This is a genomic window from Pseudoalteromonas sp. SCSIO 43201, assembly GCF_023716725.1.
GTDB lineage: Bacteria > Pseudomonadota > Gammaproteobacteria > Enterobacterales > Alteromonadaceae > Pseudoalteromonas > Pseudoalteromonas peptidolytica.
This window is the reverse complement of record NZ_CP072683.1, coordinates 3,208,089-3,222,399: the sequence shown is the minus strand read 5'-3', so window position 1 is coordinate 3,222,399 and position 14,311 is coordinate 3,208,089. Positions and strand designations below refer to the sequence as shown.

The following is a 14,311-nucleotide window of genomic DNA, read 5'->3' as shown; positions in this document are numbered from 1 at the left end:
TAAAAAAGTCCTAGTGACACATCTGTGTCCCCTTCGTCTAGAGGCCTAGGACACCGCCCTTTCACGGCGGTAACAGGGGTTCGAATCCCCTAGGGGACGCCATTTCTTATTTTCTCCATACATCATATCTCATTAATAATTCTCAATATCAGTCGTTATATTGCCTAACAAGATTATTCTGCTAATTTATATATTAACTTCCTGCTGTGTGTTTAATAGCCAAAATAGTGATATCCATGATCTTGATCAGTTTCTGATGCTTTTCTTCACGACGTCTTAGAAAGTAATAATTTATTATTGCCTTTTTATAGAGAGTGCACAATGAGCAAAGGTAGAGCTGATTACACTGGTAAAGAAAGAGATTATCCAAGTTCTTATAACTTACTTTCGACAACAAATGTCAAAGGACAAATTAAGTATGCAAATGCGCAATTTTGCGAAGTTGCAGGGTTTTCTCTAGATGAATTAAAAGGTAAGCCACATAATCTCGTAAGACACCCAACTATGCCAAAAGTGGCGTTTAAAAACTTGTGGGATTATATTGAAGCAGGTAAACCATGGATGGGGATGGTAAAAAATCGCTGCAAAAATGGTGATCATTATTGGGTTAATGCTTTTGTTACGCCTATAAAAGACAAGTCAGGTAATACTGTAGAGTACCAGTCAGTGCGGACTAAGCCTAATAAAGAGGTAGTTAACCGAGCAGAGCGAATATACTCAGATTTGCACGGTGGTGCTCCATTAAGTAAGTTCACTCGTGCATCTTGGTCGCTATCTGCACAAATGATGGCAATTATCATCATTTTTTATGTCCTAACTATGGTTATCTCAAGCTTTGCTACTCCGTGGAATTACATTGCCGAAACGATTCTGACCTGTATTGTCTTATTTATTACGTATTCACGCCTTGCTCCTGTACGCGAATTAAGTAAAAAAGCCAAAAAGGTGCATGACAACCCGCTAATGCAAAAGGTATATCTAAATAAAGTTAACGATGTTGCTGCAATTGAGCTGGCATTAATTGCTCGAGAATCTGAGCTTAGAGCTGTTCTTGGGCGTGTCAAAGATGCGAGCTCAACGGTGTCAGAGTATGCTACGAAAACCATGCAAGAGTGTAAAAGCAGTGCAGATATTTTAAATCAGCAACAAGCACAGACAGGATCTCTTGCCACAGCTATAAATCAGATGTCGGTCTCTATCAGTGATATTGCATCAAATACAAACAATGCTGCAAAACAGTCTGAAGCGGCACTTGAATCTGTAGTAAGTGGGCACAAGGCGGTTGACGATAATATGCAGAATAATTATTCGCTATCAGAAGAATTGTCACAGACGCAAAAAGATATTGAGGACCTAAATGCTCAGAGCGTTAATATAGAAGGCGTGGTTGATGTGATTAGAGGGATTTCAGAGCAGACCAACCTATTGGCTTTAAATGCCGCCATTGAGGCAGCTAGAGCAGGAGAGCAGGGGAGAGGGTTTGCCGTCGTTGCTGATGAAGTACGGGCACTTGCGCAGCGGACACAGGATTCTACAGCAGAGATAAATGGGATTATCGCAGATCTTAGGCTTCGTGCGGAAAGGGCCGTTGCAGCGATTCAAAGTGGTGTTGCGCGCTCTTCGGAATGTGTTTCTAAAGCTGAAGGGACAAAGTCGAGCTTGGAGACGATCAATACTATCGTTAATGAGATTTCGAGTCTTAACTATCAAATTGCTACTTCAACAGAAGAAATGTCAAGCGTATCAAATGAGTTAAATGTGAATGCAGTGACGATTTCAGGTCTTGCTGATGAATCAATGCAAAGCGCACGCAAAACGCACGAAACCATGAAAAATACAGAGCAAGCACTTGATAATCAGGAGGCTTTGGTTGATCAGTTTATTCGCAAGTTAAACAGCAGCCGTGATTAAACCTAGAGTATCTGGGGTGAATTAGTGTTCATTTGATGACTTTTTAGTATTTATGATACTTTGTTTCTTTGAAGTACCTATTATGAAAATAGGTACTTCAGCAGTAACGGGATTATCGAGATGATTTCCCGCCACGTATAGATCATTGAATTAAAAAAGTATATTAAATTTGATAACCACCGTTTATCCCTTTAACTGCATAAGCAACAGCATCGTGGGCATGAAGTGACTCGTAATGGTTAATTTTTATATAAAAGTCAGCTAATTGTTGTTGGTTGAAAAGTGCTTTAAGTTTTCGTGCAGCATCCTCACAAAACATAAGGTTTTGTCCATTTAGACGAGCAAATTCTTGTTCATCCTCACGTTTTACAGCGGCTTGAACTGGTGTTTTTAATTCATTCTCGACTAATTCAATTAAGTCTAAGATCTCAAACTCATCGATATGCTCGCCGAGGCGAATTTTAATATTTGCAATGGAGCGCTGAGAATGAGGAGTAGCAACAATACCTTCTGTGCTACCAAGCCATTTATGAACGCTATTAAAATCTAATTCGGTACCGTCAAATGCTTGTTGAAAGGCATCTTGTATTAACTGGCGTGATAGTGCCGCAGAGCAAGGGCAGGTAGATGAATAGGTTATGTCTAAAGCGAGTTCAAGTGTGTAAACACCATTTCGTAATGTCGCATCTAGCTTTATTGGATACGATTTCCAGCCCATTTTTTTACTTAAAAGTGAAGGGCGCCTAATTGGCAACTCAAAGTGAAAAAGTACTTTTGCACTTGTGCTCAGTTCATTATGGGTACTTAAAAAGTTGTCTAATAACTGCTTTAAGGTATTAGGCGTTAATACTTTCTCACAGGAGAGTGAGTCGAGAGCAAGGAAAAGGCGTGACATGTGAATGCCTTTGGCATCCTCTTTTTGCAAATCAACAAAAGCATCTGCTTTTGCTGTTACGGTGACTTGGCCCAGCCCCTTAACTTCAATAACTAAAGGTAGCTCTATGTTGCCCATGCCTACCCAGTCTAAAGTTCCGGTTTGTAACGCACTTGCACTATGTGCAATGTCTGGCATGTTATTTTGCATAGAGGCTCTCTTTTCTAAGACTTAAAAAACGCGCATATTACACCAAATCACATAAAGTTGGGATGATGAGTGCAAATCTATCTGTATTAAATTAAACAATTTGTGCATTTAGTGATACAGGCTTTTATTTGTGCTCGTAGAATCCAATGATTATAGGTAATACTGTGCTCAGCAATATCTGTGCTCGCTTATTACTAGGGCTTTTGTATAATATTTACTTTGCGGTCTAAATTGTGCGATGGTCAGGCTATAAGCAGTGAAATACTCTTGTTCTGATCAGTATTTAATAAGTGGTGATGTAATAATATGGCAGAAAATTCGTTTGGCTCATGGGCTCGAATTTTATCAAATTTGGTAGAAAAGTATGGTAACAAACGTGCATTTGCAATTGCTTATGTATTTACGTTATTTGTTGCCGTGATCCTGTCTTGTATGTTTTATTACGTTGCACTTGGTGTGGTGGAAATAGCTGATATATCAGCGTTACTTTTTCTAACCGCCGTCATTTCACCCGCTCTGATCATGATGTCAGTTGCCGCAATGAGAGAAGTTCAGTCTTCAAAAGCGTATCTTGAATCAGCCACACAGCAAGAAAAAATGTTGAATCAAACATTGAAGGACAATATTAATCGGCTGAATAGTGAAATCGATGAAAGGAAACTAGCCCTGCACGCAAAGCATAGGGCTATTGATGAATTAAGAAAAGAAATTGCGGAGCGCAAAAAGACGCAATTAGAGCTAGCTCAGCAAGGTATGTTATTGCGAAACATCGTCGACTCATCTCCTGATTTGTTTTACTACCGAGATGAAAATGGTGTGTTTGCCGGCTGCAATAAGATGTTTGAATTGGTAATGGGGAAGAGCAGTGAAGAGCTTATTGGCAAATCTGTAGAGCAAATTTATCCCACTCAGTATTTACCCAAAGTTTTAGAAACGGATGAACAGGTCGCAAACACCCAGCAACCGTTAACTCTCGATGTCGAATACCCAGTTAAGGGTGAACAGCGCTGGTTTGAAATGCGTAAGTTACCGTTTATTAATGATAAAGGTGAGTATATCGGCTTATTAGCATTTGGACGGGATATTACTAGCCGAAAAGAAGCGGAGCAGGCACTTGAAACTGCATATAAAGACAAAGGTAAGTTCATCGCAACACTCAGTCATGAGCTAAGAACACCACTAAACGGTATCGTCGGTTTGACTCGCATGATGTTAGATACAGAGCTGACCGCGCAGCAGAAGAGTTGGTGTAATACAGTGTTCTCAAGTGCTGAGACGCTGGGGAATATATTTAACGACATTATAGACCTAGACAAAATTGACCGAGAACAGCTAGACATTGCGACAGATAGTATAAACGTCTCAGACTTTATCAATGATGTTGTAAACTTTGCTGGCTTAATAGCCGAGCAGAAAGGGCTTGAGTTTACAATTAACCGCTCTGGTATTTTAGATGTATATGCTTTACTTGATCCAACTCGACTTCGCCAAGTATTGTGGAATCTAATCAATAATGCGGTGAAGTTCACGCACAGAGGTAGTGTCACGTTAGAGTGTCGACGTGAGAATCGTAGTGATGGCCCGTGGCTGTCCATTAGCGTTATTGATACTGGAATGGGAATACCCGAAGAGCAGCTAGAACGAATTTTTGAAATGTACTATAAAGCGCCAGATGCGTCTGGCAGTAATGCGATAGGCTCAGGTATAGGGTTAGCTGTGACAAAAGCATTAGTGCATGCAATGAAAGGCTCTATTTCCGTTGTTAGCTCTGAAGGTACAGGTAGCCGCTTTGATGTTGAAGTTCCACTGCAGTTATGTAGTGCACCAAAAGAGCAAAGCTACGCAGGTAGAAGTCTTTACATTCTACTTGTGGAGGATGTCCCTCTAAATGCAGAAATAGCGACTAACTTACTTGAGCAGCGTGGTCATGAAGTTATCTGGGCAGAAACTGGGGAAGATGCTCTATCTTTTGTTGAAACTGAAGATGATCTAGATTTGATTTTGCTTGATATGCAGTTACCTGACATCAATGGGGATGAAGTTGCGCGCCAAATACGCCAAGAAAGTCACTTTGATCACCTACCCATTGTCGCATTAACAGCAAATGTTAGAAGCGCCGAACAGGAGCTTGAAGGGATCAGTGTACAAGGTGCTTTAGCTAAACCGATAAATACCACTAAACTTGATAAAATGTTAGCAGAGTTATTCGGTATAGAAGCACAAAAGAACAAGCAAAGCCTAGATCTTCGAGAAGCTTTATTACAGCCGCAATATAGTGATTTAGATATAGAAACGATTTGTGACTTTGTTGAGTCAATGGGAGCCCCAGCTTTCCAAAGAAGCTGTGATTTGTTTACAAAATTAAGCCCTAAATACTGCCAAGAACTAAGAGATGCAGTAGTCGAAAATGATATTGAAGAGTACGGAGCTGTAGCTCACAAAGTGAAAGGAGCAGCAGGTTCTGTAGGTTTGAAACTCGCACAGTTGCAAGCAAAGAAAATGGAACTGGAGTCAGATGGAAAAGATGATGATACGCTATTGCTGTGGGTTTCGGAGTTGGAAGCAAAAATAGAAGAAGGGCAAGAAGCCCTTCATCCATTAATTGCAAAACTCGCTGAAGACTAGCAAAAACGATTATTGAGCGTCGATTTTACCAATGAATCGGTAACCTTCACCGTGAATTGTGCTGATTAATTCAGGTGTGTTGTTATCGGTTTCAAAATGTTTACGAATACGACGAATTGTGACGTCAACTGTACGGTCATTAGCACGCAGCTCACGACCAGTCATGTGCTTAATAAGCTGCTCACGGCTAAAGATACGACCAGGCGAATCTAACATTAGACGAAGCGCTCTATATTCACCTTTAGGTAGACGCTTTGAGTCACCTGTTGGAGATGTTAAACAGCGACTGTTCTCATCTAATTCCCAACCATTAAACGTAATAACGCCGTTACTATCGATCGTAGACTCTTCTGCTGAACTGCCTGTGCGAGATATTAAGTTACGGGCACGAATAGTTAGTTCACGCGGGTTAAATGGTTTTGTGATGTAATCATCAGCACCAATCTCAAGACCAAGGATACGGTCTACATCATTGTCGCGACCTGTAAGGAAGATAAGGCCGATGTTTTTCTTCTGGCGTAACTCACGAGCCAAAATCAAACCATTTTTACCAGGAAGGTTGATATCCATGATAACAAGGTTTACATCATCGTGTGATGTTAGCTTGTCGTGCATGTCGTCGCCATCAATGGCTTCAATTACCTTATAACCTTCCGCTTCAAATAAACTAACGAGGTTCAGTCGAGTTACGTCTTCATCCTCTACAATTAGAATGACTGGCGTTTGCATTATTAATTAACCTTTTCGGAATATATAATTTACAATGAGTTCGGACTTATATAATAAATCCGAATATTTACGATTATAGGAGCTTATCCAATTGTTAACAAGTAAAATCAGTTGGGATGAAACTTGGATACGGCAAGCAACCTTGAGCGTACGATGAAGTACTGTTTGTTCAGGGCTTGCTTATTAATGTACAGTCGAATTTTGCTTCCTTCTTGGACCAAAGCAGCTATCCCGCCTCTTTCTAAAAACTCAATACTTTCGCCCACGGTCAACATGTTTGACTCTATTGTATCGGTCCAAGCGGATAGTATATCATTTTCATTGGTTTCATCAATGTATGTGACGTCGCAGGCGCTGGAAAGTTCCCGGTAAGTCCATGTTTCTTTTGCCTCAATAAGCGTTATGGGTTTGCCACGAATTGACAGTTTTGTTGCATTTTTTAAATTAGATGCGGGGCCACTTTCAAGAGAATAAAAACAAAATATTAAGCTTTGTTTGGTATCCTCATCAGGGAACTCTATAAACTTGGCCATTTGATATAAAAAAGCAGAACGTACTTGATCAGGCGTTTTTGCATGTAGAACCATAGATGCAAATAAGCATATTATGATAATACAGCAGCGCTTCATTGTACGTTTCCAGAAAGAGGAAGTGTAATAATAAACCTTGCGCCTTTTTTACACTCTTCATCTAAAGCAATTGAGCCCCCAAGCGCTTGTGTAACTAGGTTATAAACTAGGTGCATACCTAAACCGCTACCGCCCTCACCACGGCGTGTCGTTACAAAGGGGTCAAAAATTCGCTTTTTAATTGCTTTTGGAACGCCTCCTCCATTATCAAAGTACTCCAGCTTTAGATGCTCTGAGCTTGAGGTAACAGTAATATTTATAATGTTGTTTTGCTGATCTTTAAAACCATGTAGTAATGAGTTCGAAATCAACTGCTCTAATACTTGTTGTAAAGGTCCAGCTTTGCTTTCAATTTCAAGACCCTTGTCACAGTGAATGCTGATCTCTGGTTGTTTGGTCGCAATTTCAGCTCGTAAAGAGGCGACGACTTCTGTGAGTAGATTAGAAAGTTCTATTTTCGAGTTTACTTCTAAGTCTTGGCTTACAGCAAGGCGCTTAAAGCTAGAAACGAGCTCAGCTGCACGATTTAGGTTTCGATAGATGAGATCTAAATTTTCGATACCGTCACCAATGAACCTTTCTAGTTGCTTAGAGGTGAGGGACTTGCTCTGAAATGCATCATTGATGTCTGACAATTTATCTCGTAACAGTGTCGAGCCAGTTATACCTAAACCAATTGGTGTATTTACTTCATGGGCTACTCCAGCCACCATTTGCCCCAAAGATGCCATTTTTTCGTTTTCAATGATTTGATTTTGATATTGGTGCATTCGTTCGAGAGCGTTGAGCAGCTCTTGGTTAGCCTCTCTGAGTGCGATGGTGCGTTGGTTCACTTTTTCTTCAAGGCTTTGGTTTAGCTGTTTTATTTCTTGTTTGTCAGCTTTGTGGCGTTCAAGTTGGTTTTCTGTTCTGGCCAGCATTATGTTGAGGTTGTTAGCAAGTACATTTAGCTCTGCGATGTGACTGCCAGGAGCTCTGGCATTGTAATTGTGGTTTTTAGACACATCTTGAAGTAGGGTCGAAAGCCCCTCAATTGGTGTTGCAATGCGTTTTTGTATGCCTCTAGAAACTAATAAAACGAGAACCAATACAAATAAGGTGAGGGCAATATCAACCAAAATTTTCTGATTGATATAATTAGATAAGCGTTCAAGGCCACCTCGAACATATACGTAGCCTTCAATATTACCTTCGTAAATAACGGGCCTCACAAGCTCGATGTGATCTTCTGAGACTCTAGGAGTTAAGAGTTCATCAATTTGGTTTACTTTGAGAGGAACTGGAGGTGTTCTACTTGCATTATAACTTGTGAAAAACACTGGCCTATTGGTGACATCATCAATTGCATATATGTGAATATTTTTAATAATATCAACGTGCTGAAAAGATTTTAGGCGTGCATCTTCAGTTTTCCTGTCATCAAATAAAATGGTTATTTGAGAGTTGAAAGAAATGATATCAGCTATCATCTCAATTTTATTAATAATGAGTTGTCTTTGTTCCTTTACATCTAAATACGTTGAGATGGATATAGATAAAGACAAGCACAATGCAGTTACAAGCATCACTGCGCTGATCAATACTTTTCTTATGCTTGTTTTGGTTAATTGCTTACTCATTCTTATTCCAGCTGGATGATCAGCCTTAGCTGCGGCTAACAGAGTATTGGGATCCCAAACACTCATTATAATAAAGTAGAGCAAATCTTTGAAAATGAAAAGATAAAAGGCAGATTTCAGCGAAGGTTTACTTAATTTTCAAGTAAACCTTATAGGTTAGTAGTGTTATTGTGCTTTATATACGGCGAACTTTGTATTTTTGTTGACTGTTTCAAATTGACTAAATTGTGCTTCTAATATTGGCGGATACTTTAAGAAGCTATTAGCGACCAACTGGATAGTTGATTTTGCCTCCATAAAACGCTTAATGTTCTGCAAGAACTGTTCAGCAATTCCATAATCAGTAGAGATGCCTGTATGAAATGGTGGATTACTGAGGATTAAGTTAAACTTACCGCTTAATTCACTCAGTCCATCACTCAACAGTAAGGTTGCGTTGAGCCCGTTCAAAGCCAAGGTTTTTTGAGTCGCGTACAGCGCGAGGGCATTGACGTCTAAACAGGTAAATTTAAGAGTTGGGCTTTTTAGCAACGAGTAACAAGTTATAATTCCTGCACCACAACCAAAGTCTAGTACCTTCCCTTTATAAGGCAGAGTGATACTCTCCAGCAACAATTTTGTCCCAGCATCAAGCTTACCGTGGTTAAATACTCCAGGTAAACTAGCGGCAGTAAACTCTGTGTCGGCGATACGTACAGTAAACTCTTGAACATACCGATCTAACTCAAAGTTTGGATTGCTGGTTAATTGGTTGAATTCGTACAAAATGCAGTGTTTTGCACTGTCTAACTTGTAGCAATGCTCAGAGTGTTCTTTTAGCTGCTTTTCAGCACTTTTTACTCCGCCTTTATTGTCACCAACGACGAGCAGTCGTGTTTCGTCAGTGCTTAAATAACGAATGTTATCAAATACCATCTGCGCTTCAGGCTTTGATTTAGGGTAGTAATAAATAACGAGATCACAGTTTTGTAAAGCCGGTAACTGATGACCAACATGACTACTCACACCGGCAATATTATTTGCATGTGTATGATCTGCAAAATCAAAGCTAAAAGCATGGATCGCTGAATTGGGATTTAGCGCTTTCAATTCACGTAAAAAACCATCTCGAGGATGATTGATTACCAGAATATTATTGGCAATGAGTTCTTCTTCATTTCGAAGTAATAACAAGCTGGGGTTGGTAAATTGCAACGCTAACTCCTAGATAAAGCTGTGAGTGCTGTATTGAGAGAAATGAAAGGAGCGAAAATACGCTCCACAATAATTAATCGATGCGTTCAAACATCAAGTCCCAAACACCGTGCCCTAAGCGGTGACCACGTTGCTCGAATTTGGTCAGAGGTCTAAAGTCTGGGCGAGGAACATAGTCATTGCTTTGCGACTGATTTTTATAACCGGGTGCCGTACTCATCACTTCAAGCATGTGCTCTGCGTAGTTTTCCCAGTCCGTTGCCATATGGAACACGCCACCAACTTTTAATTTTTGACGAATTTTCTCAGCAAACTCAAGTTGGACAATACGGCGTTTGTGGTGGCGTTTTTTATGCCACGGATCAGGGAAGAATAGCTGTAGTTTAGCAAGGCTGCCATCGGCAATACAGTCAGCGAGAATTTCGACAGCATCATGTTCAAATACACGTAAGTTTTTGATGTCCTGCTCATCTGCATCCATCAAGCACGCGCCAACACCTGGACGATGGACTTCAATACCAATAAAGTTTTGCTGAGGGTTATTTTTAGCCATTTCGACTAGTGATTTACCCATACCAAAGCCAATTTCCAGAACGACTTCATTGTTATTTCCAAACACCTCAGTAAAGTCAAGCAAGCCTTGTGTATGCTCTAACCCCATACTCGGCCAACATTTTTCCAATGCAGCTGCCTGGCCTTTAGTTAGACGTCCTTCACGCTTAACAAAGCTACGCACTTTTCTGATGTACTTGCCTTCTTCCTGCGCCTGTTCGAGCGCATTTTTGCTTGATTCGTTCATGGTCATTTCTATGCTGGTGAAAATGGTCGCACATTATCGTCATTCAGTTGGCAATAAACAAGTATAGAGTGAAATTTTACGTGGTGACTATTAAAGCAATTGTGATTACACTGGCGGCTTTTGTAGCAAGTACTAGTCAGGTTTATGAACGTTAGCCAGCAACAAGCTAAGTGGTTTGGTGAGCAAGTTGTGTCTTGGTATCACCTTCATGGTAGAAAAACACTGCCGTGGCAACTCGGAAAAACACCGTACAAAGTATGGATTTCTGAGGTAATGTTACAGCAGACTCAAGTAACTACGGTTATTCCCTATTTTGAGCGCTTTATGGCGCGCTTCCCAACGGTAATTGAACTGGCTGATGCGCCAGAAGATGAAGTGCTACACCATTGGACTGGTTTAGGTTATTACGCTCGCGCGAGAAACCTTCACAAAGCCGCCAAAGTGATCAGAGATAAATATCATGGCAAATTTCCAGAAACATTAGAAGCCGTTATAGATTTACCAGGAATAGGTCGCTCAACAGCTGGCGCAATTCTCTCCCTTGCGCTTGGTCAGCACCACCCAATACTCGATGGTAATGTAAAGCGAGTACTAGCTAGGTTTTATATGGTTGAAGGTTGGTACGGAGTAAAAAAAGTCGAAAACCAATTGTGGTCTTTGAGTGATGCTGTCACACCAAGTGGTGATGTAAGAGCGTTTAATCAGGCTATGATGGATTTAGGATCCGGCGTGTGTACAAGAAGCAAGCCAAACTGTGATGTTTGCCCGTTAGTTGAAGAGTGTTCAGCGTTCAAAAATAATCGGGTGAAAGAGTTTCCAAATCCTAAACCCAAAAAAGACAAGCCAAAAAAGCGTGCTCATCACCTCATTATTAAATGCGGTGAAAAGGTACTGATGGAAAAACGCCCTTCAAGTGGGATCTGGGGAGGCTTATTTGGGTTTTTTGAATTCTCAGAGTCTGCTGAGGTTAATACTTTTATCGCCCAGCAAGACATAGTTGCGGCTAGCATTAATACCTTAGAGCCCTTTGTGCATATTTTTACGCATTTTGAATTAACCATCACACCAGTTGTTATCGAAGTGACTCACCCAACAGATTGTGTGCATGATCATCAGTTATTGTGGTTTGACCTTCATAATCCTCCAGAAGTCGGGTTAGCGGCACCGACTAAAAAGTTGGTTAAAGTCTTAGCTGCAATAGGGTAAACTGAAGACATCAGCTGTGCCACAAATTGAAAGTGCACAAATAAAATTGAAGAGGTAGAAACTTATGGCTCGTACCGTATTTTGTCAAAAGTTACAAAAAGAGGCGCCAGGATTGGACTTCCAACTTTATCCAGGTGAGGTTGGAGAGCGTATTTTTAATAATATCTCCAAAGAAGCATGGCAACAATGGCAGCACAAGCAGACCATGCTTATCAATGAAAAACACTTAAATATGATGGATCCTGAGCACAGACAGCTACTTGAAGAGCAGATGGTTGGTTTTTTGTTTGAAAATAAAGACGTTGAAATTGAAGGCTATAGGCCTCCAGAGAAGTAAAAAGGTCGCTTATGCGACCTTTTTACTAATCGGTTTTGTCTTTAACAGTGAATTAGTACTCTCTGTCTACTGATAGCTTTGCTAGCGCAACAAGCGCTTCTTTATGGTCTGAATCAGGCAGCACATCAAGTTGTTCTATTGCTTTACGCGCCTCTTCTTGTGCTTTTTCCATAGTAAAATCGAGCGCTTTTGTCTCTGCTAGAGTGGCTAATATTTCTTCGAGGTGCTCAAGCCCATTACCACTTTCGATTGCTGTGCGAATTTGCGCAGTTTGCTGCTCATTCGCATGCTTCATAGCATAAATTAGCGGCAGCGTCGGCTTTCCTTCAGCAAGGTCATCACCGATATTTTTACCCAAAAGCTCTGCGTTAGCACTGTAATCAAGAATGTCATCTACAAGCTGAAAGGCGGTGCCTAGGTGCATGCCGTATAGCTTGAGCGCTGTTTTTATCTCATCGGATTGTTCTAATACAACGGCTGGCAACAGGGTTGCTGCTTCAAAGAGTTTTGCGGTTTTGCTGTAAATAACCTGCATGTAACTCTGCTCGCTGGTATCTGGGTCATTACAGTTCATAAGCTGTAACACTTCACCTTCGGCGATTATATTAGTAGCATCAGCAAGGATCTGCATCACCTCCATATTGCCAAGGCCAACCATAAGCTGAAATGAGCGGGTGTAGATAAAGTCACCGACTAAGACACTGGCAGCATTACCAAACTCGGCATTCGCGGTAGGCTCTCCACGGCGCAACGCCGATTCATCAACTACGTCATCATGGAGTAAGGTTGCCGTGTGTATGAACTCGACAATTGTCGCCAATGTGATGTGTTTATCACCTTCATAACCTAATGCTCTGGCGGCCAAAAGGGCTAACATCGGACGGATGCGCTTACCTCCGCTGTTCACAATGTATAAACCTAACTGCTTTACAAGCGCAACATCAGATTGCATTTGTTCATGTATAAGTTGGTTGACACCAAGCATGTCTTGCTCAACCAAATTTTGGATAGTTTTTATATCCATTGTGCTCCGAGCCAATCTATTAACCGAAAATGAATAAACGCAGCGATTGTACTACAAAAAAACCATCGACTCGATAAATTGTCGTAGTTGCTTATAAAAAAACGTTTTTATGCTTAATTTTTGTTCTTTTTATCACTCAAAGAAGATACCTCTTTTGGTGTGGAATTTATCCAGAGTATCAGTTTTAGGTAATTGAAATGACCATACGTTAGGAGGGTAGTTCGGATAAAAAATAGCTTGGCTTTGACATTTTTTTGACTAGAATAGGGGAAAATATTTGATTGCCCTCATGCGAGCTAAATTTTATTCACTTTCTTCAAATTTACACTTGCGCCAAGATACGCATTAGCGTAAACTTCGCGCCCTATTGAAGAATATTAAGTTGCGTCGATTTGAGGGCGCACAGACGGAGTTAATTATGTACGCGGTTTTCCAAAGTGGTGGTAAACAGCACCGTGTGACTGAAGGTCAAACTATTCGTTTAGAAAAGCTAAACGTTGAAACTGGTGCAGCAGTTGAATTTGATTCAGTACTTCTAATTGCTGATGGTGAAAAGATCGAGATCGGTGCACCGTTCGTTAACGGTGGCAAAGTAACAGCTGAAGTTGTTTCTCACGGTCGTGGCGAGAAGATTAAGATTGTTAAGTTTAGACGTCGTAAGCATTCTCGTAAGCAGATGGGCCACCGTCAGTGGTTCACTGAAGTTAAAATCACTGGCATTAGCGCTTAATTTTTTAGAGGTACAGATAGATGGCACATAAGAAGGCAGCTGGTAGTACTCGTAACGGTCGCGATTCAGAAAGTAAACGCTTAGGTGTTAAACGTTTTGGTGGCGAATCAGTTTTAGCGGGTAACATCATCGTTCGTCAACGTGGTACTAAGTTCCACGCTGGTACTAACGCAGGTATCGGTAAAGACCACACAATCTTCGCAAAAGCAGACGGTAAAGTTGTTTTTGAGCAGAAAGGTCCTTTAAACCGTAAATACGTTAGCATCGTAGCTGAGTAATCGGTATTAAATACTAAAAACCCCGCTTAGGCGGGGTTTTTTTGTTTTTAGTGCATTAATTACCAAATTTAGCTATATCAAGTTGTATTAATACAATTGATATTAGGAGCGACTTGTCGCTACTGCTATAATAGCGAAGAGAATTC

At 40.7% G+C, this 14,311-nt stretch carries 13 protein-coding genes and 1 tRNA gene; 7 read left to right on the top strand and 7 right to left on the bottom strand.

Going from position 1 to position 14,311, the window contains the following annotated elements:
- Positions 1–26: 26 nt before the first annotated feature.
- Both J8Z24_RS13910 and J8Z24_RS13905 read left to right on the top strand, forming a co-directional pair.
- Positions 27–102, top strand: a tRNA-Glu gene (locus J8Z24_RS13910).
- A 219-nt stretch (positions 103–321) separates the two neighbouring features.
- Positions 322–1,911: a methyl-accepting chemotaxis protein gene (locus J8Z24_RS13905; protein ID WP_252094867.1), complete on the top strand. Its 1,590-nt coding sequence runs from the start codon at positions 322–324 to the stop codon at positions 1,909–1,911.
- 163 nt (positions 1,912–2,074) lie between these two features.
- Here J8Z24_RS13905 and folE2 read toward each other — a convergent pair whose 3' ends face one another.
- Positions 2,075–2,995 carry a GTP cyclohydrolase FolE2 gene (folE2, locus tag J8Z24_RS13900; RefSeq protein WP_176033539.1) on the bottom strand — a complete coding sequence of 307 codons (921 nt, stop codon included), beginning with the start codon at positions 2,993–2,995 and terminating at the stop codon, positions 2,075–2,077.
- Positions 2,996–3,301: 306 nt separating this feature from the next.
- Between folE2 and arcB the strand changes: the two genes are divergently transcribed.
- On the top strand, positions 3,302–5,620 hold the full coding sequence (gene arcB / locus J8Z24_RS13895) for an aerobic respiration two-component sensor histidine kinase ArcB (protein WP_125253299.1): 2,319 nt from the start codon (positions 3,302–3,304) through the stop codon (positions 5,618–5,620).
- A 9-nt stretch (positions 5,621–5,629) separates the two neighbouring features.
- Here the strand turns inward: arcB and arcA are convergent, their stop codons facing one another.
- The 5 genes from arcA to trmB all read right to left on the bottom strand — a co-directional run bounded on the left by arcA (position 5,630) and on the right by trmB (position 10,590).
- Positions 5,630–6,349, bottom strand: a complete 720-nt coding sequence (arcA, locus tag J8Z24_RS13890) for a two-component system response regulator ArcA (protein ID WP_125253298.1) — start codon at positions 6,347–6,349, stop codon at positions 5,630–5,632.
- A gap of 107 nt (positions 6,350–6,456) precedes the next feature.
- Positions 6,457–6,936 (bottom strand): YfiR family protein, encoded by a 480-nt coding sequence (locus tag J8Z24_RS13885; protein ID WP_225740676.1) that lies wholly within the window; start codon positions 6,934–6,936, stop codon positions 6,457–6,459.
- A gap of 38 nt (positions 6,937–6,974) precedes the next feature.
- Entirely contained in the window at positions 6,975–8,597 is a 1,623-nt protein-coding gene (locus J8Z24_RS13880) for a sensor histidine kinase (protein WP_176033538.1), read from the bottom strand.
- A 165-nt stretch (positions 8,598–8,762) separates the two neighbouring features.
- Positions 8,763–9,791 (bottom strand): methyltransferase, encoded by a 1,029-nt coding sequence (locus J8Z24_RS13875; protein WP_176033537.1) that lies wholly within the window; start codon positions 9,789–9,791, stop codon positions 8,763–8,765.
- 73 nt (positions 9,792–9,864) lie between these two features.
- Positions 9,865–10,590 (bottom strand): tRNA (guanosine(46)-N7)-methyltransferase TrmB, encoded by a 726-nt coding sequence (trmB, locus tag J8Z24_RS13870; RefSeq protein ID WP_176033536.1) that lies wholly within the window; start codon positions 10,588–10,590, stop codon positions 9,865–9,867.
- Positions 10,591–10,734: 144 nt separating this feature from the next.
- On the opposite strand from trmB, the gene mutY reads away from it, so the two are divergent.
- Together mutY and J8Z24_RS13860 are read left to right on the top strand one after the other, a co-directional pair.
- Positions 10,735–11,796 (top strand): A/G-specific adenine glycosylase, encoded by a 1,062-nt coding sequence (mutY, locus tag J8Z24_RS13865; protein ID WP_176033535.1) that lies wholly within the window; start codon positions 10,735–10,737, stop codon positions 11,794–11,796.
- A gap of 64 nt (positions 11,797–11,860) precedes the next feature.
- Entirely contained in the window at positions 11,861–12,133 is a 273-nt protein-coding gene (locus J8Z24_RS13860; RefSeq protein WP_125253292.1) for an oxidative damage protection protein, read from the top strand.
- Positions 12,134–12,185: 52 nt separating this feature from the next.
- Here the strand turns inward: J8Z24_RS13860 and ispB are convergent, their stop codons facing one another.
- Positions 12,186–13,157, bottom strand: coding sequence for an octaprenyl diphosphate synthase (ispB, locus tag J8Z24_RS13855; protein ID WP_125253291.1), 972 nt, complete (start codon positions 13,155–13,157; stop codon positions 12,186–12,188).
- A gap of 418 nt (positions 13,158–13,575) precedes the next feature.
- Between ispB and rplU the strand changes: the two genes are divergently transcribed.
- Both rplU and rpmA read left to right on the top strand, forming a co-directional pair.
- Positions 13,576–13,887, top strand: coding sequence for a 50S ribosomal protein L21 (gene rplU / locus J8Z24_RS13850; RefSeq protein ID WP_125253290.1), 312 nt, complete (start codon positions 13,576–13,578; stop codon positions 13,885–13,887).
- A 20-nt stretch (positions 13,888–13,907) separates the two neighbouring features.
- The gene (gene rpmA, locus J8Z24_RS13845) at positions 13,908–14,165 is read left to right on the top strand and encodes a 50S ribosomal protein L27 (protein WP_105169123.1); all 258 of its coding nucleotides are present in this window, start codon (positions 13,908–13,910) and stop codon (positions 14,163–14,165) included.
- Positions 14,166–14,311: the final 146 nt, after the last annotated feature.

Bases quoted from the DNA above. Each gene is read 5' to 3' on its own strand.
- arcB (WP_125253299.1), top strand. From the start codon at position 3,302: ATGGCAGAAAATTCGTTTGGCTCATGGGCTCGAATTTTATCAAATTTG.
- J8Z24_RS13905 (WP_252094867.1), top strand. From the start codon at position 322: ATGAGCAAAGGTAGAGCTGATTACACTGGTAAAGAAAGAGATTATCCA.
- J8Z24_RS13860 (WP_125253292.1), top strand. From the start codon at position 11,861: ATGGCTCGTACCGTATTTTGTCAAAAGTTACAAAAAGAGGCGCCAGGA.
- rpmA (WP_105169123.1), top strand. From the start codon at position 13,908: ATGGCACATAAGAAGGCAGCTGGTAGTACTCGTAACGGTCGCGATTCA.
- J8Z24_RS13880 (WP_176033538.1), bottom strand. From the start codon at position 8,597: ATGAGTAAGCAATTAACCAAAACAAGCATAAGAAAAGTATTGATCAGC.
- rplU (WP_125253290.1), top strand. From the start codon at position 13,576: ATGTACGCGGTTTTCCAAAGTGGTGGTAAACAGCACCGTGTGACTGAA.
- J8Z24_RS13885 (WP_225740676.1), bottom strand. From the start codon at position 6,936: ATGGTTCTACATGCAAAAACGCCTGATCAAGTACGTTCTGCTTTTTTA.
- arcA (WP_125253298.1), bottom strand. From the start codon at position 6,349: ATGCAAACGCCAGTCATTCTAATTGTAGAGGATGAAGACGTAACTCGA.
- mutY (WP_176033535.1), top strand. From the start codon at position 10,735: ATGAACGTTAGCCAGCAACAAGCTAAGTGGTTTGGTGAGCAAGTTGTG.
- folE2 (WP_176033539.1), bottom strand. From the start codon at position 2,995: ATGCAAAATAACATGCCAGACATTGCACATAGTGCAAGTGCGTTACAA.
- ispB (WP_125253291.1), bottom strand. From the start codon at position 13,157: ATGGATATAAAAACTATCCAAAATTTGGTTGAGCAAGACATGCTTGGT.
- trmB (WP_176033536.1), bottom strand. From the start codon at position 10,590: ATGAACGAATCAAGCAAAAATGCGCTCGAACAGGCGCAGGAAGAAGGC.